Annotated in this window: 26 protein-coding genes; 13 read left to right on the forward strand and 13 right to left on the reverse strand. The window is 69.9% G+C overall.

Annotated features, from left to right (window positions below):
* Positions 1-35: 35 nt before the first annotated feature.
* Positions 36-1,787, forward strand: coding sequence for an alkaline phosphatase D family protein (locus tag ACX80P_RS07965; RefSeq protein WP_459277554.1), 1,752 nt, complete (start codon positions 36-38; stop codon positions 1,785-1,787).
* Between the two features lie 87 nt (positions 1,788-1,874).
* Positions 1,875-2,846, forward strand: coding sequence for an NAD(P)-dependent alcohol dehydrogenase (locus ACX80P_RS07970; protein ID WP_459277555.1), 972 nt, complete (start codon positions 1,875-1,877; stop codon positions 2,844-2,846).
* 80 nt (positions 2,847-2,926) lie between these two features.
* Here the strand turns inward: ACX80P_RS07970 and ACX80P_RS07975 are convergent, their stop codons facing one another.
* Positions 2,927-3,412 (reverse strand): DUF6326 family protein, encoded by a 486-nt coding sequence (locus ACX80P_RS07975; protein ID WP_459277556.1) that lies wholly within the window; start codon positions 3,410-3,412, stop codon positions 2,927-2,929.
* Between the two features lie 158 nt (positions 3,413-3,570).
* Between ACX80P_RS07975 and ACX80P_RS07980 the strand changes: the two genes are divergently transcribed.
* Both ACX80P_RS07980 and ACX80P_RS07985 read left to right on the forward strand, forming a co-directional pair.
* Positions 3,571-4,716 (forward strand): sensor histidine kinase, encoded by a 1,146-nt coding sequence (locus ACX80P_RS07980; protein WP_459277557.1) that lies wholly within the window; start codon positions 3,571-3,573, stop codon positions 4,714-4,716.
* Positions 4,713-5,360 (forward strand): response regulator, encoded by a 648-nt coding sequence (locus ACX80P_RS07985; protein ID WP_459277558.1) that lies wholly within the window; start codon positions 4,713-4,715, stop codon positions 5,358-5,360. The genes ACX80P_RS07980 and ACX80P_RS07985 overlap by 4 nt, the downstream gene beginning before the upstream one ends.
* A 172-nt stretch (positions 5,361-5,532) precedes the next feature.
* Here ACX80P_RS07985 and ACX80P_RS07990 read toward each other — a convergent pair whose 3' ends face one another.
* On the reverse strand, positions 5,533-6,753 hold the full coding sequence (locus tag ACX80P_RS07990; protein ID WP_459277559.1) for a beta-ketoacyl-[acyl-carrier-protein] synthase family protein: 1,221 nt from the start codon (positions 6,751-6,753) through the stop codon (positions 5,533-5,535).
* A 262-nt stretch (positions 6,754-7,015) separates the two neighbouring features.
* Between ACX80P_RS07990 and ACX80P_RS07995 the strand changes: the two genes are divergently transcribed.
* From ACX80P_RS07995 to ACX80P_RS08005, 3 genes are all read left to right on the forward strand, one after another.
* Positions 7,016-7,807 (forward strand): ZIP family metal transporter, encoded by a 792-nt coding sequence (locus ACX80P_RS07995; RefSeq protein WP_459277560.1) that lies wholly within the window; start codon positions 7,016-7,018, stop codon positions 7,805-7,807.
* Between the two features lie 18 nt (positions 7,808-7,825).
* On the forward strand, positions 7,826-8,485 hold the full coding sequence (locus ACX80P_RS08000; protein ID WP_459277561.1) for a polysaccharide deacetylase family protein: 660 nt from the start codon (positions 7,826-7,828) through the stop codon (positions 8,483-8,485).
* 87 nt (positions 8,486-8,572) lie between these two features.
* On the forward strand, positions 8,573-9,253 hold the full coding sequence (locus ACX80P_RS08005; protein ID WP_459277562.1) for a hypothetical protein: 681 nt from the start codon (positions 8,573-8,575) through the stop codon (positions 9,251-9,253).
* A gap of 154 nt (positions 9,254-9,407) precedes the next feature.
* Here the strand turns inward: ACX80P_RS08005 and ACX80P_RS08010 are convergent, their stop codons facing one another.
* The 4 genes from ACX80P_RS08010 to ACX80P_RS08025 form a co-directional block, all read right to left on the reverse strand.
* Entirely contained in the window at positions 9,408-9,608 is a 201-nt protein-coding gene (locus ACX80P_RS08010; RefSeq protein WP_459277563.1) for a hypothetical protein, read from the reverse strand.
* Positions 9,609-9,771: 163 nt separating this feature from the next.
* Positions 9,772-10,929 carry a mannitol-1-phosphate 5-dehydrogenase gene (locus ACX80P_RS08015; RefSeq protein WP_459277564.1) on the reverse strand — a complete coding sequence of 386 codons (1,158 nt, stop codon included), beginning with the start codon at positions 10,927-10,929 and terminating at the stop codon, positions 9,772-9,774.
* Positions 10,929-12,899: a PTS mannitol transporter subunit IICBA gene (locus tag ACX80P_RS08020; protein WP_459277565.1), complete on the reverse strand. Its 1,971-nt coding sequence runs from the start codon at positions 12,897-12,899 to the stop codon at positions 10,929-10,931. The genes ACX80P_RS08015 and ACX80P_RS08020 overlap by 1 nt, the downstream gene beginning before the upstream one ends.
* Before the next feature lie 58 nt (positions 12,900-12,957).
* Entirely contained in the window at positions 12,958-13,686 is a 729-nt protein-coding gene (locus ACX80P_RS08025) for a TetR/AcrR family transcriptional regulator (RefSeq protein WP_459277566.1), read from the reverse strand.
* 117 nt (positions 13,687-13,803) lie between these two features.
* Between ACX80P_RS08025 and ptsP the strand changes: the two genes are divergently transcribed.
* Entirely contained in the window at positions 13,804-15,489 is a 1,686-nt protein-coding gene (ptsP, locus tag ACX80P_RS08030) for a phosphoenolpyruvate--protein phosphotransferase (protein WP_459277567.1), read from the forward strand.
* A 31-nt stretch (positions 15,490-15,520) separates the two neighbouring features.
* Here the strand turns inward: ptsP and ACX80P_RS08035 are convergent, their stop codons facing one another.
* Positions 15,521-15,745: a hypothetical protein gene (locus tag ACX80P_RS08035; protein ID WP_459277568.1), complete on the reverse strand. Its 225-nt coding sequence runs from the start codon at positions 15,743-15,745 to the stop codon at positions 15,521-15,523.
* Between the two features lie 224 nt (positions 15,746-15,969).
* Here ACX80P_RS08035 and ACX80P_RS08040 point away from each other — a divergent pair, with 224 nt between their 5' ends.
* The 4 genes from ACX80P_RS08040 to ACX80P_RS08055 all read left to right on the forward strand — a co-directional run bounded on the left by ACX80P_RS08040 (position 15,970) and on the right by ACX80P_RS08055 (position 17,997).
* Entirely contained in the window at positions 15,970-16,254 is a 285-nt protein-coding gene (locus ACX80P_RS08040) for a hypothetical protein (protein WP_459277569.1), read from the forward strand.
* Positions 16,255-16,288: 34 nt separating this feature from the next.
* Positions 16,289-16,630 carry a hypothetical protein gene (locus tag ACX80P_RS08045; RefSeq protein ID WP_459277570.1) on the forward strand — a complete coding sequence of 114 codons (342 nt, stop codon included), beginning with the start codon at positions 16,289-16,291 and terminating at the stop codon, positions 16,628-16,630.
* 59 nt (positions 16,631-16,689) lie between these two features.
* The gene (locus ACX80P_RS08050) at positions 16,690-17,079 is read left to right on the forward strand and encodes a nuclear transport factor 2 family protein (protein ID WP_459277571.1); all 390 of its coding nucleotides are present in this window, start codon (positions 16,690-16,692) and stop codon (positions 17,077-17,079) included.
* 102 nt (positions 17,080-17,181) lie between these two features.
* Entirely contained in the window at positions 17,182-17,997 is an 816-nt protein-coding gene (locus ACX80P_RS08055) for an SRPBCC family protein (RefSeq protein ID WP_459277572.1), read from the forward strand.
* Between the two features lie 201 nt (positions 17,998-18,198).
* Here the strand turns inward: ACX80P_RS08055 and ACX80P_RS08060 are convergent, their stop codons facing one another.
* The 6 genes from ACX80P_RS08060 to alr form a co-directional block, all read right to left on the reverse strand.
* A complete protein-coding gene (locus ACX80P_RS08060) occupies positions 18,199-18,816 on the reverse strand; it encodes a GNAT family N-acetyltransferase (protein ID WP_459277573.1) in 618 nt (205 codons plus the stop codon).
* A 140-nt stretch (positions 18,817-18,956) separates the two neighbouring features.
* Positions 18,957-20,042 (reverse strand): tRNA (adenosine(37)-N6)-threonylcarbamoyltransferase complex transferase subunit TsaD, encoded by a 1,086-nt coding sequence (gene tsaD, locus ACX80P_RS08065; RefSeq protein WP_459277574.1) that lies wholly within the window; start codon positions 20,040-20,042, stop codon positions 18,957-18,959.
* On the reverse strand, positions 20,039-20,503 hold the full coding sequence (gene rimI, locus ACX80P_RS08070; RefSeq protein ID WP_459277575.1) for a ribosomal protein S18-alanine N-acetyltransferase: 465 nt from the start codon (positions 20,501-20,503) through the stop codon (positions 20,039-20,041). The genes tsaD and rimI overlap by 4 nt, the downstream gene beginning before the upstream one ends.
* The gene (gene tsaB, locus ACX80P_RS08075; protein WP_459277576.1) at positions 20,500-21,180 is read right to left on the reverse strand and encodes a tRNA (adenosine(37)-N6)-threonylcarbamoyltransferase complex dimerization subunit type 1 TsaB; all 681 of its coding nucleotides are present in this window, start codon (positions 21,178-21,180) and stop codon (positions 20,500-20,502) included. Before tsaB ends, rimI begins: the two co-directional genes overlap by 4 nt.
* A 9-nt stretch (positions 21,181-21,189) precedes the next feature.
* Complete coding sequence (gene tsaE, locus ACX80P_RS08080) at positions 21,190-21,738, reverse strand: tRNA (adenosine(37)-N6)-threonylcarbamoyltransferase complex ATPase subunit type 1 TsaE (RefSeq protein WP_459277577.1); 549 nt, start codon at positions 21,736-21,738, stop codon at positions 21,190-21,192.
* Complete coding sequence (gene alr / locus ACX80P_RS08085; RefSeq protein WP_459277578.1) at positions 21,722-22,894, reverse strand: alanine racemase; 1,173 nt, start codon at positions 22,892-22,894, stop codon at positions 21,722-21,724. Before alr ends, tsaE begins: the two co-directional genes overlap by 17 nt.
* Positions 22,895-22,982: 88 nt before the next feature.
* Between alr and ACX80P_RS08090 the strand changes: the two genes are divergently transcribed.
* Positions 22,983-23,561 (forward strand): GIY-YIG nuclease family protein, encoded by a 579-nt coding sequence (locus tag ACX80P_RS08090; protein ID WP_459277579.1) that lies wholly within the window; start codon positions 22,983-22,985, stop codon positions 23,559-23,561.
* The last annotated feature ends 51 nt before the right edge of the window (positions 23,562-23,612 follow it).

Consider the following 23,612-nt stretch of genomic DNA (forward strand, 5'->3'; position numbering starts at 1 on the left):
CGAAGGGTAGAAGGGTAGAAGGGTAGGACATACGTATGACATCGACTCCCCTGGTCCTTGGCCCCATACTGCGGTACGTCGACGAAACCTCGGCAAGTATCTGGGTGGAGGTCGGCGCCGCGGCACGCGTCGTCGTCCGGGCCGCCCAGCGATCCTGGGGAGCACGCACGTTCGCGGTCCACGGGCACCATTACGCGCTCGTCGAGGTGGACGGACTCGAGCCGGGAAGCGTCACCTCCTACACGGTGGAGATCGACGGACACCAGGCGTGGCCGGACCCGGGAGCGGTTCCCGAATTCCCGCCGTCGAGCATTGCGACACGCACCCCGGGGAAGCCCCTGCGACTGGTCTTCGGGTCCTGCCGCACGAGCGTCCCCCACACCAAGGAGGGCAATCGGACCCACGGCATCGATGCCATGCGTGCGTACGCGCTCGACCGGATGAAGGACGACGGTTCACCGCGGCCGGACCTGGTTCTCTTCCTCGGCGACCAGGTGTACGCCGATTCCACCAGTGAGGAGATGCAGCAGTTCATCCGCGGGCGGAGGGACATCGAGGAGGAGCCCGGCGCCGAGCTGAAGGACTACGAGGAGTACGCCCACCTGTACAACCTGGCCTGGTCCGACAGTGCCAACCGCTGGTTGCTGTCCACCCTTCCCAGTGCCATGATCTTCGACGACCACGACATCCGCGATGACTGGAATGCCTCCACCTCCTGGAAGCAGGAAATGGAGGCCACCTCCTGGTGGCAGGACCGGATCGTCGCCGGCCTGGCGTCGTACTGGGTGTACCAGCACCTCGGCAACCTGTCACCGGACGGGCGTGCCGAGGACCGCATGTGGCAACGGATCGTCGACCATCACGACGCCGCCGAGCTCGACCTGAGCGAGGAGCTCGACGCCTTCGCCGATCGGGCGGACAAGGATCCGGCCACCTACCGCTGGAGCTACTGCCGCGACTTCGATGACACGCGCCTGATCGTGGTCGACTCCCGCGTGTCCCGCGTGCTGACACCCGATGCGCGGGCCCTGCTCAGCGAGGAGGAGACGGCGTGGCTGGATCACAGGATGGTCGGCGGATTCCGGCACCTGCTCGTGGGTACCTCGCTGCCGTTCCTCCTGCCCCTGGGGCTGCATCACATCGAGTCATGGGACGAGGCCCTCGCACAGGGTGCGTGGGGCGCGCAGGGCGCACGGCTGGGTGAGAAACTGCGGCAGGGCATGGATCTCGAACACTGGGCCGCCTTCCAGAACAGCTTCCGCGCCGTGGCCCTCATGGCGACGGACGTGGCCGACGGCAACCGGGGTCCGGCACCGGAGACGGTGACCTTCCTGTCGGGAGACGTCCACTTCTCGTACGTCGCGGAAGTGGACAGGACATCGGGCAGCCGTATCCTCCAGGTTGTCTGCTCCCCGATCCGCAATCCGCTGCCGCGGCTCCTGCGCTCCTCCACCGCCATCCTTTCCTATGCCGTGGCGGCACCTGTCGGGGCCCTCGTGGCGCGCTCCGTGAAGGTTCCCGACCCACCGTTCCGCTGGCGGAACATCAGGGGGCCGTGGTTCGACAACAACCTCGCGTCGCTCGTGGACACTCCGGACGGGCTCACGCTGTCGTGGCAATCGGGAACGGTGGACGGCGACGACCATCTCCACCCCCGGCTCGAGGAGGTTGCCGCCATGACCGTGCCGCGGCGTGGGTCCGGGAATGCGCCGGGAGGGGACGCTGCTCCCGAGGCAGCGCTCCCGACGTCCAGGGGCGTTCGGGCACGGAGAGGACGGCGGCAGTAGGCAAGACCCCCTCGGATCGCGCGAGTCCTCGGCGTCGGACCGGACGCCGTCTTCCGATATTTCCGACACTGACGAAGGAGCATCCCTATGAGGGCGATCGTGCAGGACGAATACGGAGACGCAGACGTGCTCCGCCTCGAGGAGGTCGAGCGGCCGGAGCCCGGACGCGAACAGGTCCTCATCCGCGTCCGGGCGGCGGGCGTCGACCCCGGCGTGTGGCACATCATGGCGGGCCAGCCCCTCGGCGTGCGGCCGGCCTTCGGCGTCCGCAGACCGCGGCAGCGCACCCGCGGGGCGGATGTCGCGGGAATCGTCGAAGCGGTGGGCCCCGAGGTCACTCGGTTCGCCCCGGGCGACGAGGTCTTCGGCGTCGCATCCGGCAGCTTCGCCGACTTCGCGATTGCCTCGTCGGAGAAGGGGCTGGCGCACAAGCCTGCAGGGCTGAGCTTCGCCGAGGCGGCGGTCATCCCGATCTCCGGCTGCACGGCGCTCCAGGGTCTCCGCAGGGGTGGCGTGGCAGCAGGCATGCGCGTGCTCGTGCTCGGTGCTTCGGGCGGCGTCGGATCGTTCGCGACACAGCTGGCGAAGGCGTACGGTGCCCACGTCACCGGAGTTGCGAGCACACGCAAGCTCGACGTCGTCCGTGACCTCGGCGCCGACGAAGTGCTGGATTACACCCGACGGGACCCGGTGGACGGCACACGCCGCTTCGACCTCATCCTCGACACCGGTGGCAACCGCCCATTGCGGACGCTGCGGCGGGCACTCACCCCGAAGGGGACGCTCGTGATCGTCGGCGGGGAGGGCGGCCGTGGGCTGCTCGGCGGGTTCGAGCGGGCGATGCTCGGAGCACCGGTTCTGTCGCTCGTCACACGTCAGAAACTCCGGGGGCTCACGGCCGCCACGCGCCGCGACGATCTCGTCGAACTCACCGGGTTCGTGGAGACGGGCAGGTTGCGCGCGCCGCTCGACCGCACCTTCCCGCTCGAGGAGGCCCCGGACGCCATCCGCTATCTGCATGCCGGAAAGGTACGCGGCAAGATCGCCATCACCATCTGACCGGTCGCCCGGAGAACTGCGGGGCGACCGGCTCACCACTCATGACACGCGGAACACCGGGACGGGAACTGCTCTGGGGTTCACGCCTGCTGGTGGGCGCGATCGGCCTCACGGCTGATCGGCGTGGTCGCCGACGGTGCGGTGCGGGGCCAGGTCCAGGCGTACCGCAGGATGAGGGCAAGAAGGATCACTTCCAGTGCGACGCCAAGGCCGTAGAAGTACGTCCAGGACTCGCCCACCACGTTGAATGCCGCGTAGGGGACCTGCACCGAGGCCACGACGAGGTTCGTGATGCGGTTCGCCCGGGCGGGCAGCGTCATCGACAGCACGACCATGAGGATCGGGACCGCCATGAGCGCGAGGAAGGCCGTCAACAGCGTCTGGCTGATCTGGAACTCGAAGACGACGCCGGCCAGGATGTCATCGACGACGCCGGGCTTGAAGAAGGCGATGATGTCCACGTAGGCGTAGAGGAACATGACGCTTGTCCAGGCGTTGGCGAGCTTGGCCTGCACCGGGATCCGCTGGTCTTCCAGTGTGGTGGTGGGTCGGGGTGTTCTCATCATGGGCTCCGTTGTGTGGTGAGGATCGGTAGGTCCACGATCGCTCAGCCCGGCGGCGGGCACATCGGCCCGGAGGCCGGAGTTCACCCGGCCGATGGCATGGTCCCTCCCTCGTGCTTTCGGCTGATCCGCCGCTGCCGCGCCGGCCCTACGCTGGACAGATGGTGACGAAGGCGCTGCGCTCCTTGTGGGCTGAGCCTCGACCGGCGAACCCCCCGCGGCGGGTGTGGCGGGACGGGGTGCTCGTCGCGGTGCTCCTGGCGTGGTCGGTGGTGGAGGTGGCGCTCCGTGAGGACCTGACGTCGCGCCCGCTGGTGCTCGGCGCCGTGTTCGTGGTCCTTGCTCCCCTGTGGTGGCGCCGCACCCACCCCCTGGCGGCGGTCGTGATCTCCTTCGGCACGCTGACGGCAGTCGACGCCGCGAGGATCGTCGCCGGCGAGGAGGCCGGCCTGCTGACGAGCATCTCGGGAGTGCTCGTCCTGGCCTACGCGCTGTTCCGGTGGGGAGCAGGCCGCGAGGCCGCGACCGGCCTGGGGGTCATCCTGGTCTGGCTGGTCATCACCCACGTCGCCGACCTGACCAGCCCGGCAGACACGGTGGCTGCATTCGGCTTCTTCCTGTTCGCCGCAGCCCTGGGCGCTGCGATCCGCTACCACGCGTACACGCGCACCCGCGACATCGACGAGGCCAAAGCCAGGGAGCGCGAGCAGCTGGCGCGTGACCTCCACGACACGGTCGCCCACCACGTCTCCGGCATCGCCATCCAGGCTCAGGCCGGACGCGCCGTCGCGATCTCGCACCCCGAGCGTGCCACTGAGGTCCTTGCTGTCATCGAGGACGCGGCCTCTCGAACGCTGACCGAGTTGCGCACCATGGTCGGTGTCCTGCGCGCCTCTGAGAGGGCGGACTTCGCGCCACGCCCGGGTGTCGCTGACCTCGGACGGCTCGCCGATCAGGCCGAGGGAGGGCCGCAGGTCGACGTGGAGCTGTCCGGTGAGCTCGACGACCTCAGCCCCGCGGTCGGGGCCGCGGTCTACCGCCTGGCCCAGGAGTCGGTCACGAACGCGCGACGGCACGCCCGCTCTGCGACGCGGGTCGTTGTGCGCGTCGCGGGTGACGCCGAACGGGTGCAGTTGACGGTCGATGACGATGGCGCCGGCACGGCCGGCGGCAACCCGTCGGGCTACGGCCTGGTCGGCATGGAGGAACGCGCCAAGCTGCTGGGCGGCACGTTCCGCGCGGGCCCGCGCGCGGGCGGTGGCTGGCGGGTCGAGGCGATGCTGCCCCGAGCGGGCGGTCCCCGATGACCATCCGGGTGGTCATCGCCGACGATCAGGACATCGTGCGCACCGGTCTGACGATGCTGCTGAATGCCCAGCCCGACATCGAGGTCGTGGGCGCCGCCACCGATGGACGACAGGCGGTGAGCCTGGCGCGTCGACTGCACCCGGACGTGTGCCTGTTCGACATCCGCATGCCGCTGATGGACGGGATCGAAGCCACCCGCCAGCTCGCCGGACCCGGGGTCACCGACCCCCTGCCGATCGTCGTGATCACCACCTTCGACCTCGACGAGTACGTCCATGGGGCGCTGAAGGCCGGCGCCCGGGGGTTTCTGCTCAAGGACGCCGGACCTGCGCTGCTGACCCAGGCGATCCACGCTGCAGCCGAGGGCGATGCTCTGATCGCTCCTAGCGTCACCGTCCGCCTACTTGCGGCGTTTGCCGGATCGCAGAAGGGATCACCCGCGCAGCCGATGGAACCGCTCACCTCCCGTGAGGAGCAGGTACTCCTCACCGTGGCGCAGGGCCGTACCAACAGTGAGATCGCCGCCGAGCTCCGCATCAGTTCCAGCACCGTCAAGACCCATCTGGCCAGCCTGATGCGCAAGCTCGGCGCGCGTAATCGGGTCGAGCTCGCCATGTGGGCCCATGAGACCGGCCGCACCTGAGGTCGGTGCAGGGCGAAACGGAGTCTCATGGGACATCGGAGAACGGACCCCCGCGGGGCACGGCACTCCCGATTCCCGGCCATGCCGTGGACCGGACGCCACAGCCGAAGAACCCGCCGGAGGTGTCGCGGACGTGCGCCGTGGACGACGGGATGCCTGTAGAAGGAGCCTGCTAGGCAGCCGTGATGACGAGGGAGGTGCTGTGGCCGCCGAATCCGAAAGCGTTGGTGATGGCAGCTTTCGAGGCAGCACATCCGGTCGTCGCGTCGATGATGTTGAGGTCGATCCTCGGGTCGGGATTCTCGTAGTTGAGCGTGCCGGGAAGCTGCCCTGTCCGAAGGGCCTCGATGGCCACGATGGCGCCGAGCGTCCCGGCTCCTCCCAGAAGGTGGCCTGTCATGGACTTGGTCGAGGTGACAGGCACCTCGTTGCCGACCACCTCGGTGATCGCACCGGCTTCAAGCAGGTCACCGATGGGGGTGGATGTAGCGTGCGCGTGGACGAAGGCGATATCCGACCCTGTGAACCCTGCCGTCGCAAGAGCTTTCTGCATGACCCTGTGTTGAATGGCCTGGTCCGCGGCCACGATGTCCCCGGCATCAGAGGTGACTGCGGCCCCTGCAATCCGACCCAGGATCCCAGCCCCCCGCGCGCGGGCGAAATCCTCCCGCTCGAGGACGACGATACCGGCACCTTCGGCGATCACGAACCCGTTCCGGTCCCGGTCGAAGGGCCGCGAAGCCGCCGCCGGATCCCCATCACTCGTGGACAGAGCCCGGAGCTGAGCGAAACCGCTGATCGCCAACTCGTTCACGCAGGCATCCACTCCCCCCGCCACGACGACATCGACCGTCCCCGACACAATCATCTCGACGCCCTGGGCAATCGCTTCGGCGCCGGAGGCACAGGCACTCACTGGTGTCCGGGCCCCTCCCTGCGCGCCGATATCGATGGACACCCAGGCCGACGGCCCATTGACCATGATCTGCGTCAACGTATGCGGAGACACTCGGCGCGAGCCCTGGGCATCCAGGGTCCGAATCTGGGACAACACCGTACCCAGACCCCCGTAGCCGGACCCGATCACTACGGCGAGCCTGTCCGGATCGACGGCGGGCTCGCCGGCCTGCTGCCATGCCTCCCTTGATGCGACCAACGCCAGATGCCCACACCGATCCATCCGCCGATACTCCCTGGTGGACAGTGATGCTGCGGGCTCGGCAGTAACAAGCCCGGCGATCCGCACCGGTAGCTCCTGCGCCCACGGCTGGTCCAGGACCGCGATGCCGGACCGACCCTCGATGAGGCTGTCCCAGGTTCGGGCGACCGTCCCTCCCACCGGAGTCATGGCACCCATCCCGGTCACCACCACCCCGACCGCATTCGCGACCATAACCCCGTCCTTCCGCTGTTCCGATAGAGGTGTCCCATTCGCCCGCGACACTGTTCGTCAGCGGCTGCGACTCATCCCAGTACCTCACGAAAACTCTCCCGAACCCACTGTAGAACCGCCTGAGGAACACGATGCATATCGGAACCGGAACGTGCCGGGTGGGCGAACGCGGTGAGGCCATCCCTGGGGCACCGGGCTGAGCACGTGATGCTCGTGTGGCCGCACTCCTTTACCCCGAGGCAAGGATTCCTATACTGAGCCCATGATGATGTCGTTGCTGTTCGGTGTGGTGGCTTCCAGCGCCCTGATTATCGGTGCAGTGATCGGGGCCCGTTTCAATCTGCCCAAACGGGTGCTGGCGATTCTCCTGTCCTTCGCGGCTGGGTCTCTCATCACCGCGCTGGCGTTCGAGCTGTTCGAGGACGCCTTCGAACAGGGGGGGATCTGGCGGGCTGCGCTGGGCCTCCTCGCGGGTGCCCTCGTCTTCACCGTTCTCAGCGCACTACTCGACCGGTGGGCGCAGGCCGGTCCCGAACCGGAGGCCGCAGACGACTATCAGGGCAGCGCCAAACTGGACACCGACGCCGCGGCGACTGAGGAGACATCGTCCAAGGCATCGACGCGCGGCGCGGCAGGTCTCGCTCTTCTGGCCGCTGTCACCCTCGATGGCGTGCCCGAGAATGTGGCCCTGGGCGTCGCCCTCGGCGGAGGAACCGGCGGACTGGCTTTGTTGGCCGCGATCTTCGTGTCCAACCTCCCCGAAGCTCTCGTTGGAGCATCATCCATGCGCGCACAGGGCAGGTCGACGGGACGCATCCTCGGACTGTGGGGGGCCTGCGCGGTGTTGCTGGTCCTGGCGGTCATCATCGGTGCCGGTCCCCTGTCCGGCGCAGACCCGGAAGCCATCTCCCTCCCCCTGGCCTTCGCCGCCGGCGCTGTGATCGCATCCCTCGCCGACACGCTCATGCCCGAAGCCTACGAACACGGCGGACCCGCAGTGGCCATGAGCACCGCCGCCGGCTTCGTCCTCTCCTTCGTCCTCTCGCTTGTCTGACAGCGGACAGAAGCCCGGGTGCAGACCGGGGAACATCGGAGCAGATCCGCTACGGCCCAGCCCCACCGGTCACGCCGCCACCGGAACCGGCGGCCGCACTCAGAGACCCTCCGCCTCCCCCTTCCCGTCCCCTGCTCCGCAGCCGATCCCCACCGAGGCTCCAGGGGAGAACTCACCGACCCGCGGGGAGATCATCACCCGTTTCACAGGGCAGAGCCCGTCCTACTGGGGACTCGAGGCACCTCGGGTCCCCACGCGCCTGCCCCACGGGCCCGGGGAATCGCGCTGACCCTCGACTTCTGCGGCGGCACGGGAGGCGGGGGCGCCGACCTCACCACCATCGACCTGTTGCGCCGGCTGCAGGTCCCGGCGACCCTGTTCCTCAACGGACGCTGGATCACCGCGAACCCCGCCCTGGCACAGGACCTGGCCGCCGTCGCGCTCTTCGAGGTCGCGAACCACGGAACCAACCACTACCCGCTCAGCGTCAACGGCGCCGCCGCCTACGGGATCTCCGGAACGGAGGGAACCGGCAGCGTCGACGACGAGATCATGATCGACAATGCGCGCCTTGCGGAGCTGACCGGCGCACGCCCCCGGTTCTTCCGGCCCGGCACCGCCTACCTTCTCGCCGAAGGCAGGACCTTCACGACTCTCTGCGGCGCCCTCACCCCGTGACGCCCCCGCCCCTCCCAGCGACGCGGACCCCGGCAGCAGGTCGATGTGCCTCTGGTGTCCTGGACGGTTCCAGCTGATCATGGGTGCATGACATGGTCGGCACGGCTGGGCATCGCGGTCCTCACAGCGGCTCTCCTGGCTGCCTGCGCTACCCCCGGGAACCCAGGCAGCGAACCGGTGGAGAACCCGACCGGCGATCCCGCCGTCGAGCCGGCCGCCTCACCGGGCGCCGAGCCCGACCCGAACTCCGGTCGGTTCGTCCCTCCTGCAGCGGAGGGTGAGGTGATAGGTCAGGGTACTGTCCTGCAGACGGGTGAGGCCTTGCCCCGGTTCTGCCTCGGCGGGGTGCGCGAGTCCTATCCCCCGCAGTGCACGGGACCGGAGCTCGTGGGTTGGGACTGGGCGCTGGCGGAGCAGAAGGAGTCGGCCTCGGGTGTCACCTGGGGGACGTACGCGGTCACGGGAACCTGGGACGGGACGTTCTTCACGCCCACCATGGCACCGATTCCGCTGTCACTCTACGACGCCATGCCCTTCCAGGATCCGCTGGCCGGCCGGCAGGGATCCACGGCCCCGCAGGAGCTCGAACGGATCCTGGAGGCCGTCTACTTCGGCTTCGGTGATTACCCCGTGAGCGCGGGCGTCGAGAGCGGGTTCGTCGCGGTCACCGTGGTGTACGACGACGGGTCCTTCCAGTCGCGGATGGATGCCGAGTACGGACCGGACGTCGTCGTCGTGCAGTCCGCCCTTCGGCCCGTCACCCGGTAGGGGCGTCGGGCACGGCGGTCCGCCACGATGCGGTCGAGGTGCGGGCCCATACCGGGTCCGGGCTCGTCGCGCGAGCGCACGCAACCGCCTCCGGAGCGGCATCCGGGTCCACGGGACCCGGCGGGTGCGGCCCTGGTCGTCGGATGACGGACCGTCATTGCGAACCGCCCGTGAAGCGGTCGTCCCCTGTCGGGCTGTCCGCGGAGCCCTCGAAGCCGAGGTTCCCGGTGAGTGTCCCGGGCGACGCATCGGCCTCGGCCGGCGGACCGTCCCCGAGGGGGCCGGCGTCGGCCGGCCCGATTCCGTCGGTACTGCCCAGGTCCTTCAGGTGGTGTTCTTCGGTCGGCTGGTCCATGCCCCGAGCGTAGGCCGCTCGTCGCACCGCCGCGGCCCCGGCGGGCACCGTCGGAGGGTGTTGCACCGGTCGCGGCTGCGAGGTAGCGGAGCTCGCACACCGGCGGACACACGGAAGGGAGCAGCGATGGCTGCTCCCTTCCGGTACCGCGGTCCGCGCCGGCCTATCCTGCGCGGGGACCCGCAGCACGCTCGGCGATCAGTTCCCGCACCGCCCCGAACAGAGGATGCTCCGCCTCGAGGCCGGTGATCGACGTCGTCGCGGTGTCGGGATCCTGCGTGGCCAGGATCTCGGCCAGGGCGGCGACCTCGGGATCGTCGGGGGCCGAGAAGGAGAGCGCGGCTCGCATCGCCTCGAGCAGCGCTGCGGGATGCATGCCCGTCTCGGCGAGCTGGGCGGCGGGCCCGACGAATCGCTCCCTCCGGCTCACCTTGCGCAGCGGGGCCCTGCCGACGCGAACCACGGTGTCGGGCAGATGCTGGTTCGTGAAGCGGCGCAGGATCTTCTGCACATAGGCCTCCTGCTCCGCTGCGTCGAACCCGTGCTTCTCGACGAGCAGCTGCTTCGTCTCCTCCAGCACGGCCCGAACCCTGGCCGCGATGGCCTCATCCGCCATGGCGTCGGCGATCTTCTCCACCCCGGCCGCGTAGCCGAAGTATGCCGCGGCGGCGTGGCCCGTGTTGACGGTGAACAGCTTCCGCTCGATGTACGGTTCGAGGTCGTCGACGTAGGTGGCCCCGGGGATCTCCGGCGCACGGCCCTCGAAGGGGGTGCGGTCGATGACCCACTCGAAGAACGTCTCGACCGTGACGTCGAGGCCCTGCCCGGCTGCCTGGTTCGGGACGATGCGGTCCACGGCCGTGTTGGCGAAGACCGCGCGCGTCGCGAGGTCCGCCACCGCGCCGTCGTAGGCTTCCTCGACCTCGCGGCGGAGGATGTCCGTCGCGTTGATGGCGTTCTCACATGCCATGACCTGCAGCGGCGCGACGTCGTCCCCGCGGCGTGCGATCCCCCGGGCGATGACCAGCGCGAGGAACCGCAGGACGTTCGGGCCCACGGCCGTGGTGACGATGTCCGCCGTCGCGATCTCCGCCACGACGTCCTCCTCCTGCGAGCGCGAGTTGAGCGCACGGTAGTTGTCCACCGTCTTCACCGCGGGCTCCTCGCCGACCTCATGGACGTCGTAGCTGGGTGTTGACGCCAGCTGGTCGATCAGGGCGTCCGCGACGTCGGCGAAGACGACCTCGTACCCGGCTTCGTGGAGCAGGAGCCCCACGAAGCCGCGTCCGATGTTGCCGGCACCGAAATGTACTGCTTTCACTAGGCGTTGACCTTCCCGAAGAGTGCCACGACCTCGTCCACGGACGTGGCCTCGTCGAGCCTCACGACCTGCTCCTTGTCCGAGAAGACGCGGGCGATCGCGGACAGGATGGAGAGGTGCTCGTTGTTCAGGCCGGCGACGCCGACCACGAACTTCACCTGCTTGCCGTTCCAGTCGATGCCCTCGGGGTAGCGCACGATCGACACGGCCGAGCGCTTGATCAGGTCCTTGGCCGCGTTGGTGCCGTGCGGGATGGCGAGGAAGTTGCCCATGTACGTCGGGACGGACTTCTCACGCTCGTGCATCGCCGCGACGTACGTGGAGTCCACGGCCCCGCGGGCGACCAGCAGGTGGCCGGCCTCGTTGATGGCGTCCTCCTGGGTGGTGGCGGTGCCGTTCAGCACGATGCTCTCCTCCGCGAGGACGTCACCGCCGCCGGTCATGGTGCCGGCTTCGGCTGCGACGGAGGCGGGTGCCGGGTCCTTCGGGTCGACGCCGCCGTCGGCCGCCGCGCCCGCGCGGATGAGTTCGACGATCTCGTCGTAGCGGGGGCTGTTCATGAAGTTGTCGACGGCGACGTGCGTCGCGCTCTGCGTCAGGGGCTCGGCGCGCGCGGCGAGATCCTGGTGCGTGACGACGACGTCGTAGTCGTCCTTGAGGCTGGAGATGGCCAGGTTGGTGACCTTCACGTCCGGGAACCCGGCCGCCCGGATCTTGTTGCGGAGCACCGAGGCGCCCATCGCCGAGGATCCCATGCCTGCATCGCAGGCGAAGACGATGCTGCGGATGGGGCCGTCGGTCGCCGACGCGGAGCGGAAGTTCCCTGCCACGGAGCTCTTCTTGCCCTTGAGCCCCTCCATCCTGGCGGCGGCGGCTGCGAGGTCTCCCTCGCCCTGGTTCTTGCCGGTCTTGAGGATGACCGAGGCGACGAGGAAGGACACCGCCGTGGCCAGCACGACGGACAGGACGACACCGAAGTAGCTGTCGCGGGCCGTCTGCGCCAGGACCGCGATGATCGACCCCGGGGCCGCCGGGGCCACCAGCCCGGCGTTCGTGATGCTCAGCGTCGCGACGCCGGTCATGCCGCCGGCGATCGCGGCAAGGATCAGCAGCGGGCGCATCAGGACGTAGGGGAAGTAGATCTCGTGGATGCCGCCGACGAACTGGATGATGGCGGCGCCGGGAGCGGAGGCCTTGGCCATGCCGCGGCCGAAGAACGAGTAGGCCAGCAGGATGCCGAGCCCCGGACCGGGGTTGGCCTCGAGCAGGAAGAGGATGGACTTCCCCTGCTCCAGGGACTGCTGGACGCCCAGCGGGGTCAGGACGCCGTGGTTGATGGCGTTGTTGAGGAAGAGGACCTTCGCCGGTTCGATGAAGATGCTCGTCAGCGGCAGCAACCCGTTGTCCACCAGCCACTGGACCACGTTGCCCGCGCCGGTGCTGAAGGCGGTGACCAGCGGCGAGACACCGTAGAAGCCGATCAGTGCCAGCACGGCCCCCCAGATACCGGCCGAGAAATTGTTGACCAGCATCTCGAAGCCGGGCTTGATGCGACCCTCCCAGATCGCGTCGATCCTCTTCATGGTCCAGGCGCCCAGCGGGCCCATGATCATCGCACCGATGAACATCGGGATCCCGGCGCCGACGATCACACCCATGGTGGCGATCGAGCCGACCACGCCGCCTCGGACGTCGTAGACCATCCGACCGCCGGTGTAGGCGATCAGGAGCGGCAGCAGATAGGTGATCATCGGGCCCACGAGCCCGACGTTGGCGACGCCGTCGGTCTCGCCGTAGCCGCCGAGCTGGGGAACGGGGAGCCAGCCCTTCTCGATGAAGAGTGCCGTGACGATGCCCCAGGCGATGAACGCGCCGATGTTGGGCATGATCATGCCGGACAGGAACGTCCCGAACTTCTGCACGCGGACCCTGGCACTCGTGCCGGATCTCGCTTCTAGTTGTGTTGCCACATTTCTTCCTAACCGTTCGGCCCGCAACACTGCGGAGGGATGGGATCGTCGGGAGGCATCAGCTTCCCGATCGGCTGGATATTCTCTGGAGCCATTCGAGGAAAAGCTTCAGCTCCGAACTGGAGAGCTGATCGGGGTGCGAGGACTGCAGTGCTGCGTTGAGCGCGATCGCCGCCACGACCACGGACGGCGTCCCCTCGGTGTCGGTCACGGGGTCCGCGTCGGAATCCGTGGCCACGGCGGAGATGACGGCCTCACGCGTCATCGCCGAGAGCTCGAGGTTGCGCTTCGCCGCGGGCTCGGCGATCAGCATGAGAGTGACGCCGATGTTGGCGGCCAGCATGCTGCGCGCGGCTTCGTGCGGTGAGACCACCAGGCGGGCCGCCGCGGCCGCCCGCGCCAGGACCTCCTCGAGGAACGCCTCCGCGCTGGCGACCATGGAGGGCCGGCGCTCGGGCCGGATATTGCCGAACATCACCAGGTAGAGGTGCGGATGGTCGAGGCCGAACCGCACGTGGTTGTCCCAGTGCATGCGGAGGTCCTCGATCGGCCGGCCCGACGTCGGAAGGCTCCTCTCGGCCTCCAGGTACTCGGAGAAACCCTCGGCGACGACGGCGTCGAAGAGCCCTTCCTTGTCCCCGAAGTGGTGGTACAGGGTAGGAGCGGTCACCCGGGCGGCCTCGGTGATCTGGCGGGTGGAGACAGGCTCACCATTGGACTCCGCGAGCAGTGCCGCGGCAGCCCGCAGGAGCCGCACCTTGGGCGCCGGTTCGCCTCCCTTTTTCATGCCTGCTAGCGTAACAGCTATAGCAACGTTATATGAACTGGGTCACACTCTATAATTGCCTTGCGCGACACAATGGTGCTAGACCAAGATCCACCGGCAAGGAAACGAGGACGTTCCATGGAGAATTTCGCAGGGGTCGGGGTCAGTCCCGGACGAGTCATCGGCCCGGTCCGGCACATGCCGCCGTCGGTCGGTGAACCCCCCGCCGGAGAACGCCATGACACCCCCGACGCTCCCGAGCAGGCCGTCGCCGCCCTCAAGGCCGCGGCGAAGACCGTGCAGGAGGAGCTCAAGCGCAGGGCCGGCACCGCCAAGGGCGACGCCAAGGCCGTACTGCAGGCCACCTCGCTCATGGCGACGGATCCCCTGCTGCTGAAGTCCGCGACGAAACTCATCAACAACGGCATCTCCCCGGCCCGGGCGGTCTGGGAGGCCGGCGCCTCGGTGGCCGAGATGCTGCACAACCTCGGCGGCTACATGGCCGAGCGGACCGCGGACGTCCTCGATGTGCGGTCGCGGATCGTCGCCGAACTGCGCGGACTCCCCGCTCCGGGCATCCCGGCGTCGGACACGCCGTTCATCCTGGTCGCCGAGGACCTGGCGCCGGCGGACACCGCGACCCTGGACCCGGCGGTGGTCCTCGCCCTCGTCACCTCCGGCGGCGGCCCGCAGTCGCACACCGCGATCATCGCGCGCGCCCTCGGGCTGCCCGCCGTCGTCGCCGCCCACGGCGTGGACGACATCGACGACGGCGCCCTCGCCTTCGTGGACGGCGCAGCCGGGATCCTCAGCCTGGACCCCGGGGCCGAGGAGGAAGCTGCGGCCGAGGCCTATGCGGCAGCAGCGGAGGCCCTGACGGTGTTCGACGGCACCGGCGTGACCGCGGACGGGCACGAGGTGCCGTTGCTGGCGAACGTCGGCGGCGCGAACGACGCCGTCAAGGCCGCGGCGGCGAAGGCCCAGGGCGTGGGCCTGCTCCGGACCGAGTTCTGCTTCCTCGGACGCGACACCGAGCCGACGGCGGACGAGCAGATCGAGGCGTACGGGGGCGTCTTCGACGCCTTCCCCGGCAAGAAGGTCGTGGTCCGCACGCTGGACGCCGGCGCGGACAAGCCGCTGCCCTTCCTGACGGACACCTCCGAACCCAACCCGGCCCTCGGCGTCCGCGGCTACCGCACCGACCTGACGTCGCCGGGAGTCCTGGAACGGCAGCTCACGGCCATCGCGGATGCCGCAGCCCGGTCGAGCGCGGACGTCTGGGTCATGGCACCGATGATCTCGACGGCGGAGGAGGCCGCGGACTTCGCGAAGCTGTGCAGCAACGCCGGCCTGCAGACGCCCGGCGTCATGGTGGAGGTTCCCTCGGCCGCCGTCATGGCGGAGTCGATCCTCGGCCAGGTCGCCTTCGCCAGCCTCGGCACCAACGATCTCACCCAGTACACGATGGCCGCGGACCGCCAGCTCGGGTCCCTCGCCGCCCTCAACAACTCGTGGCAGCCCGCCGTCCTCCGCATGGTGCAGTTGACCGTGGAAGGTTCGGCCGCCGAGGGGAACGCCAAGCCCGTCGGGGTGTGCGGTGAGGCCGCGGCGGATCCCGCCCTCGCCGTCGTGCTGGTGGGACTGGGCGTCTCGACGCTGTCCATGACGCCGCGGGCCCTCGCCGGGGTCGGCGCGGTCCTCCACAGCGTGACGCTGGCCGAGGCGCAGCGCATCGCCGGGATCGCGGTCTCGGCGCCCACAGCAGCCGAGGCCAGGGCTCGGACCCGCGCCGAACTGCCGGTGCTCGACTCCCTCGGCCTGTAGCGCCGCGGCCGGGTCCACCCCGGGACGTTCCTCAGGAAGGCAGGACGGGCCCGGGGTCGGCGTCGCGTGCGACGAGCTTCGCGACGTCGTCCACGGGAAGCTCCGCGACCTCGGCGACAACCGCGACGTCCTCCCCGTGACGGAGGGCCTCGGACACCGCTTCCTGCAGGATCAGTTCGGCGCGATCGAGCTCGAACTGCACGTCCTCCTTGTCGGCGGCGGCGACAAGGATCTTCTGCAAAGGGTCATTCGTCATGGCTGGTCGCTACCTCTTGTCCTGGTGGAACGGGGTGACACCCGGCGTCCCGTCCCGCGAGCGTCCTGCGGGCAGGTGCGCGGGGGATGCCGTCGTCGCGACCATCCTAACCAGACACACCACCGCGTGGAATGGAACTCCGGGCCGGCATCGGGTGGCGCGGAGGGGAACAGCGGGGAGAATCCTTCCCCCCCGATGTCGGATCCGCGGCATACCCTCGTCACATGGCAGAGAGACCCGGGTGGCACGGCATCCCACCCAGCGCGGACCGGTACGTCCCCCCGCTCCAGCTGGAGGCACCGTCCGGCGGCATCACGGAGCCGCCCCGCTCCCCCGCACTGTGGGTGGACCTCGACTATCCCGACGGGACGCGGCGCACCGCGAAGGGGTTCGCCATGGCATGGACGGGCTCCGCCGTCCTGGCGCAATGGATCGAGTTCTCGCGGGCGCGCGAGGCGTGGGTGGATGCCGCGCGCTGCCGCCGTCGGGCACTGAAGCCACACCCCTGAACCTCGCCCGGGGGCGTCCTCGTAGAGTGGTGGCATGGACCAGCCCGCGCCGCGCCCCTCCCCCGGGCAGTCCTGCGTGGCCAAGGCCCCCGGGTGGCACGGGCTGCCGCCGACGACGCACCAGTTCGTCCCTCCGCTGCAGCTGGAACCACCGACCATGGGTATCACGGAGTCCGTCTCCCCTGCCCCGGCACTCTGGGTGGACCTCGAGTATCCGAACGGCTCACGCCAGACCGTCCGCGGGTTCGCCATGGCCTGGACCGCGTCGGCGGTGCTCGCCCAGTGGATCGAATTCTCGATCGCCCGTGAGGCGTGGGTGCGTCCCGACCAGTGCACGCGGCGGACGATCCCGACCCGGTCCGACCCGAAGGACTGACGCCCGGGACCGACCGAGATCCGCCGGCCCGGGTGGGCATCCGCCGGTAGCATCGGCGTATGGAATCTACCGAAGTCATCCGGCGGTACTGGTCGTCGGTGTGGAGCAGGGACTGGGCTGCCGTCGGGCAGACGCTCGCCGAGGACGTGGTGGTGTTCTGGCCCGTCACGCGCGAGATCATCCGCGGCAGGGACAACGTGGTCGCCGTGAACTCCGAGCGCCCCAACGGCTGGAGCATCGACGTCCTCGAGGTGTACGACGCCGGGGAGGTCGTGGTGTCCGAGGTGCAGGTGCCGCAGGAGGACGTCGGGATCTTCCGCGTCGTGTCCATCTGGACCGTGGGAAACGGCGTGATCACCATGGGACGGGAGTACTGGACCCTCTACGGCGGCGAGGAAGGCCTCGACTGGCGGCGGAAATACACCAGCGTCGGAGACCTTCCCTCCTGAACGACCGGCACTGGCCTTCCGCCGCGCCCAGCCCTACGCTAAGCATGCTGATGATGCTGTCGGCGTCATCAGCGACGACATCCCGAACCCGACGGAGGCATCATGAGCACCAAGGTCGAAGAAACCATCGTAGTGAATCTTCCCGTGACGACCGTGTACAACCAGTGGACGCAGTTCGAGGAGTTCCCGCACTTCATGGGCGGCATCAAGCAGATCACCCAGCTCAGCGACGACCGCCTCGAGTGGGTCGCCGAGATCGGCGGGATCCGCCGGCAGTGGGAGGCGCGCGTCCTCGAGCAGATCCCTGACCGCAAGGTCGCCTGGGCGGCAACCGAGGGGGCGACGAACGCCGGACAGGTCACGTTCGAGGACCTCGGCGGCACCACCCGTGTCAGTCTCGTGCTCGAGTACGAACCGGAGGGCCTGGTCGAGAAGGTCGGCGACAAACTGAACGTCGTCGAGAACCAGGCGAAGGCGGACCTCCACAAGTTCAAGGAGTTCATCGAGTCCGAGAGCTACGCGACCGGCGGATGGCGCGGTGCCGTGGTCGGACAGCCCGGGACGCCCTCCGTCGAGGACGCCGAGCAGTCGCGCGGCGACAGCGGCAAGGCCGGAGTCTCCGGCAAGGTCGCGGCCGGACTGGGCGTCGCGGCAGCCGCCGCGGTTGCGGGTGCAGCGGTGGCCGCGAGCAAGCGGAGCGACGACGAGGAGGAGGTCCCGGCTGAGGTCCCCGTCGTCGACACGACGCCCGTGGTCCCGGAGTCCACGCCCGTCGTGGAGGAGGTCGACGTCGTGGAGGTCGAGGTCGTGCCGGCCGTCGATGGCATCCCGGGAACAGGTGTCCCGTCCGACAGTCAGGGGCTCCAGGACGACACCCTGACGGACACCCCCGGATCCCGCCGTCCGGGCACCCTCTGACTCTCCCCGCACACGACAGTGGGCCGGCTCCTTCGGGGCCGGCCCACCGTCGTACGAGGGGAATCATCCCCGGTGGGTTCTCCCGCGGGATCGGGTCATCGGGCCGCGTGTGCGCCGGGCGCTGAGGCTTCGGATGGCAGCCGCATCGTGGCCGGCCGTCCGCTCACCGCGCCGACCTCCGGGTCGGTTCGCGACGAGGGGTCAGTTCGCGACGAGGCTACGGTACTGAGGGTTGTCGGCCAGGAACGCCTGCACCTGGTCGCAGTAGGGCAGCGCCGCCAGGCGTCGCTTGTGGGCGTCGAGGAGGACCTTCCGTATGAGGACCCCCTCCAGCCCGGCCCCCTCGAACGCGGCGGCCACGACGGTGCGGTGCAGCCGCAGCCTGCCGGCGCGCATCGAGTACGAGACGTAGCCTGCGAGCATCCCGTCCTGGAAGAGCTCGAAGCGGTGGTTCATCGGGTTGTCGCGGAACGCATCACGGCGTTCCGTCCCCGCGCCACCGCTGCGTGCGTCCGCTGCGCGCCGCTCCAGCTCGTCGGCGAGGCGGTCGTAGTCCTCCTGCGCACCATAGGGAGGGAAATCGGCGTCGAGTGCCTTGTACAGCTGGTTGATCCAGCGCCGGAGCTGCCGCGTGGAGGCGTCGTGGAGCGCGTGGGGCAGGACCATCGGTTCTGCGGGGTGCTGGACCTGCCCGAGCTCACCGGCTGTGGCCATGCCCGGCCACGGATCGTACGCGGCGTCGTCGCCGGCGGGGAGTGAGAGGGCTGCGTCTTCGTCGACGCGAGCGGGGACGGAGGAAGTCTGGGCTGTGAGTGTCATGGCGTGACCTTCAGGTCAGAAAAGGAGCAGGCCGTTGTCTTGACCTTCCTCCAACCTAGCGGCTGACTCGGATGATGTAAAGCTAGTTTCTCTAGCAATAAGCCTGCTCCGCATCGACGGGATCCGCGCGAACGTGTCCGCTACGTCCCGGCGAGGACGATGCTCGTGACCGGCAGGGACGGATCGGTCCCGAACGCGATGCCGCTCGGCTCGCCGCCGTTCATGACGATCTGCGCGCCGAGCGCAGCGACCATCGCTCCGTTGTCCGTGCAGAGCGACGGCGCGGGGACGGTCAGGGTGATACCGGCGGCCGCGCACCTCTCGCGGGTCAGCTCGCGGAGCCTCCGGTTGGCGGCCACGCCCCCGCCCAGCAACAGGTCCGTGATGCCGTGCTCGCGGCAGGCGAGGACGGCCTTCGACGTGATGATGTCCACGACGGCCTCCTGGAAGGACGCCGCGATGTCCGCCACCGGTACCTCCAGCCCTGCTGCCTCGTACTGTTCCACGGCGCGGGCGACGGCGGTCTTGAGACCGCTGAAGGACCAGTCGTAGCGGTGCGGTCCCGGCTCCTCGGCGCTGCCCATGTACTTGGGCTGGGAGAGGCCGCGCGGGAAGCGGATGGCCTTCGGATCGCCCTGCTGCGCCAACCGGTCGATGGCCGGCCCGCCGGGATACCCGAGGCCCAGGATCCGCGCCGTCTTGTCGTACGCCTCGCCGGCGGCGTCGTCGATCGTGGACCCGAGCAGTTGGACGTCGTCGGCGATGTTCCCCACGCGCAGGATCTCCGTGTGTCCCCCCGAGACGAGGAGCGCGCCGAGATTCGGCGGCAGGCCGTCGTCGAACGTCCCTCCCACCATGCCGACGCCGACGTGCGCGACGAGGTGGTTGATCGCGTAGAGCGGTTTCCCGGTGGCGACGGCGAGCGCCTTCGCGGCGGACACGCCCACCATGAGGGCTCCGGAGAGCCCGGGCCCGGCGGTGACGGCGACGGCGTCGAGCTCGTCGAGCGTCACGCCGGCGTCGTCGAGCGCGGTGCGGAGGGTGGGCACGAAGGCCTCGAGGTGCGCCCGGGAGGCTATCTCGGGGATGACCCCGCCGAAGCGGACGTGCTCGTCCATGGACGAGGACACCGTGTTGGTCAGCAGCTCGGTGCCGCGGACGATCCCGACGCCGGTCTCGTCGCAGGACGATTCGATGCCGAGGACCAGGGGCCGGCCGGTCGTCATGGCTGCCCTCCATCCGTGTCGAGGACGAGGCGCATCACCCAGGCGTCGACCCCGTCGCGGTAGTACCGCTTCCGGGTGTGGATCTTCACGAACCCGAACCGCGTGTACAGGGCCTGGGCACGGGGGTTGTCGGCCCGCACCTCGAGCATCACGGTGTCCGCGCCACGCCGGCGGGCCTCCTCCAGCAGCTCGGTGAGCAGCGCGCGCCCGATGCCCTGACCCTCGACGTGCGGGAGTACCCCGATGGTCTGGATGTCCGCCGTCGTGTCGATCACCATGACCCCCGCGTACCCGACGGCCTCGCCGTCCACCTCGGCCACGAGGTAGCGCCGCGTGTCCGGCTGGAAGAACTCCGTGTAGAACATCTCCAGCGGCCAGGCGTCGGTGGGGAACAGGGCGTTCTCGAGCCGGCCGATCGTCTCGATGTCCTCGAAGGCCAGGTCACGCACGCGGAAGCTCACGCCGTCGCCCGCTTCCTGGGCCCGGGGACCTGCGCGTCCGATTCCCGCAGGTACAGCGGCGCGGTGTCGCGCAGGGGGGCGCCGGCGAGCAGGCGCGCGCGGGCCACACGGGCGAGGGACGCGGCGTCGGGGTCCGCCGCGGCGAAGCCGGGGACGCCGTCGAGGGCGTCCGGGTACAGGCCAGCGGCCCGGCCGACGATCGGCTGCCCGCCGGGGAGGGTGGAGGCGGCCCCGACGTGCGGACCGTCGAGGAGTTCGGGCAGGGCGTCGGGCTGCGACGGCGCCCGGTATGCGGCCCAGTACACCTCCCCGCGGCGCGCGTCCGTCCCCGCGAGGAACGCGCTGCCGGCCGGTACCGCCCCGCCTGCGGCGGCGTCGACGGCCAGGGCGTCGAGGCTCATGATGCCGTGCACGGGGACGCCCCACACGAAGCCGAGGGTGCGGGCGGTGACGAGCCCGGCGCGCAGCCCGGTGAACGGCCCCGGGCCCACGCCGGCGATCACGGCGTCGAGCTCCGTCCCCGCCACACCGGCCTCGGACAGGATCCGGTGCACCGCGGGTGCGAGGACCTCCGCGTGCGAGCGGGTGTCGGCGCTGGCGAACCGGCCGACGACGACGTCGTCGCGCAGGAGGGCGACGGTAGCCGCCGCGGAGGTGTCGAGGGCGAGGAGAAGCACCCGACAAGCCTAGTCGAGGGACAACGAGGGAAGACCGCCACGCCAGCGCGGTCCGGCGCCCGAGAGCGTGACGGTGCGCACCTCGTCCTCGCCGTCGTCGTCGAAGTCCGTGATGAGGCCGGCTTCCCGCCCGCCCGGCCCGGTGCCGCCGAGGGGCCGGGTGATGTCCACGCGGAGCCAGCTGTCGGCCAGGTGCTCCACGCGCCCGGCACCCCACTCGATGACCGTGATGCTGGTGTCCAGGGTGGCCTCGAGGTCGAGGTCGTCGACGGCGGCGGCACTCTCGAGCCGGTAGGCGTCCACGTGGACCAGGCGCGGCCGGTCGCCGCCGGAGCGGTGCTGGCGGACGAGCACGAAGGTCGGCGAGATGATGCGGTCCTCGACGGCGAGGCCGCGCCCGAGCCCCTGCGTGAACGTGGTCTTGCCCGCCCCCAGCTCGCCCGAGAGGACGAGCAGGTCTCCTGCCCGCAGCTGCGGGGCGAGGCTCGCGGCGAGCGCCTGCAGCTCGTCCGCCGAGCCGGCGTCGTACGACGCGGTCCGGTCAGGTGCCGCTTCCATCGACGCCCTCCCCTCCTGCGTCGTGGTAGACCCGTTCCACGCGGCCGCTGATGCGGGTGACCACCTCGTAGTTGATGGTCTGCGCGGCGGCGGCCCAGTCCTCGACGGGCGGCGAGTCCGGGCCCCCGAACAGGACGGCGCGCGCGCCCAGCGGACTCGCCGGGGTGCCCACCAGGCCCGTGACGCCGAAGTCGATGACGAACTGGTCCATCGCGATCCGCCCGACCACGGGGTAGATGCGCCCGCCCACGAGAACCGGCGCTCCGGTGGCGATCCGGGGGACGCCGTCCGCGTAGCCGACGGGGATGAGCCCGAGCGTGGTGGGTTTGCGGGTGCGGTACGCGTAGCCGTAGGAGACGCCCTGGCCCGCGGGCACTTCCTTGCAGTTCGCGACGGTGGTGCTGAACGTCATGACGGGGCGGAGCCCCAGGTCCGAGGACGCCTGGTCCGAGAAGGGCGAGAGCCCGTAGATGCCGAGGCCCACGCGGACCAGGTCGAAATGGCAGTCGGGCCGCGAGAAGGTCGCGGGGGTGTTCGCGAGGTGCCGGACCTCGACGTCGATCCCTGCCGCCTCGGCCGCGGCGACGGCGTCGCGGAACGCCTGGACCTGCAGGTCGGTCTCGGGCCGGGCGGGCTCGTCGGCGACCGCCAGGTGGGAGAAGATCCCGACGACGCGGATGAGGCCCTCCTCCTGGTGGGCGACGGCGCGGCCGAGCAGGGCCTCCCACTGCTCCGGCGGGCAGCCGTTGCGGCCGAGTCCGGTATCGATCTTCAGGTGGACGATGGCCGGCCGCTCCAGTTCCCGTGCGGCCGCGACCACGTGCTCCAGCTCCCAGCCGGAGATCCCCAGGTCCAGTCCGTGCTCCACGCCGGCCGCGAAGTCGGTGTGTGAGGTGTGCAGCCAGGCGAGGATGGGCGCCTCGATGCCGGCCTTCCGCAGCTCGACCCCCTCGCCGATGTGCGCGACGCCGAGCCAGGCGGCGCCCGCCTCGAGCGCAGCACGTGCCACCGGGAGCGCCCCGTGCCCGTACGCGTCGGCTTTCACGACGGCCATCACGCGCGCGGGGTGCGCCACCTCGCGGATGTGCCGGATGTTGTGCCGCAGGGCATCGAGGTCGATCTCTGCGGCACGTTCGGAGAAAGTCACCCGACCCATTCTGCCAGTTCCGCCTGCCCGTCCGCCCTCTGATGCCGTGCAGGACGGGGGCTTGCACCCGACGGCGCGGGGCGGAAGGATCGAAGACATGTTCGATCCGGAGCAGGACCGCCGCACGTGCGAGCTCCGCCTGCCGGGCGGGCAGCCCTGCGGCCGGGCCGTCGCCGGCGTCCCCGTCCCGGTGTGCCGCGCGCATGCCGCGGTGATCGGTGAGTGGGTCGCCGCCGAGTACGGCGTGGCCGACGTCCTGCCCGGAGGGTGCCGTGCCTGCGGCTCGCGCCTCGGCGTGCGGTATCCCTCCGGGTGGGTGTGCGCTGCCTGCGAATGGCGGGCCGGTGACGTGCTCGACGACGGCCTGCCGCCCCCGCGCGTGGACATCGTGTACTACCTCCGCTTCGGAGAGCGCATCAAGATCGGCACGACGGCGAATCCCCGGCAACGGCTCGCCCGCCTGTGGCACGACGAGGTGCTGGCCTTCGAGCAGGGCGACCGGCTGGTCGAGCACCGCCGCCACCAGGAGTTCGCGGCGTACCGGCTGGACCGCTCGGAGTGGTTCGCCGCGTCGCCGGAGCTCGAGGAGCATGTCCGCCGGCTCGCCGCGGGCGTCGAGGACCCCTGGGCGAGGTACGCGCGGTGGCTGGGAGAGGCGGCGATGCTGAGGGGCTGAACGACACGGCCCGGAAAGCAAGCAATCCGTCTCCGGAGTGCCGGACGATGA

This window comes from Arthrobacter arabinosi, assembly GCF_054511115.1.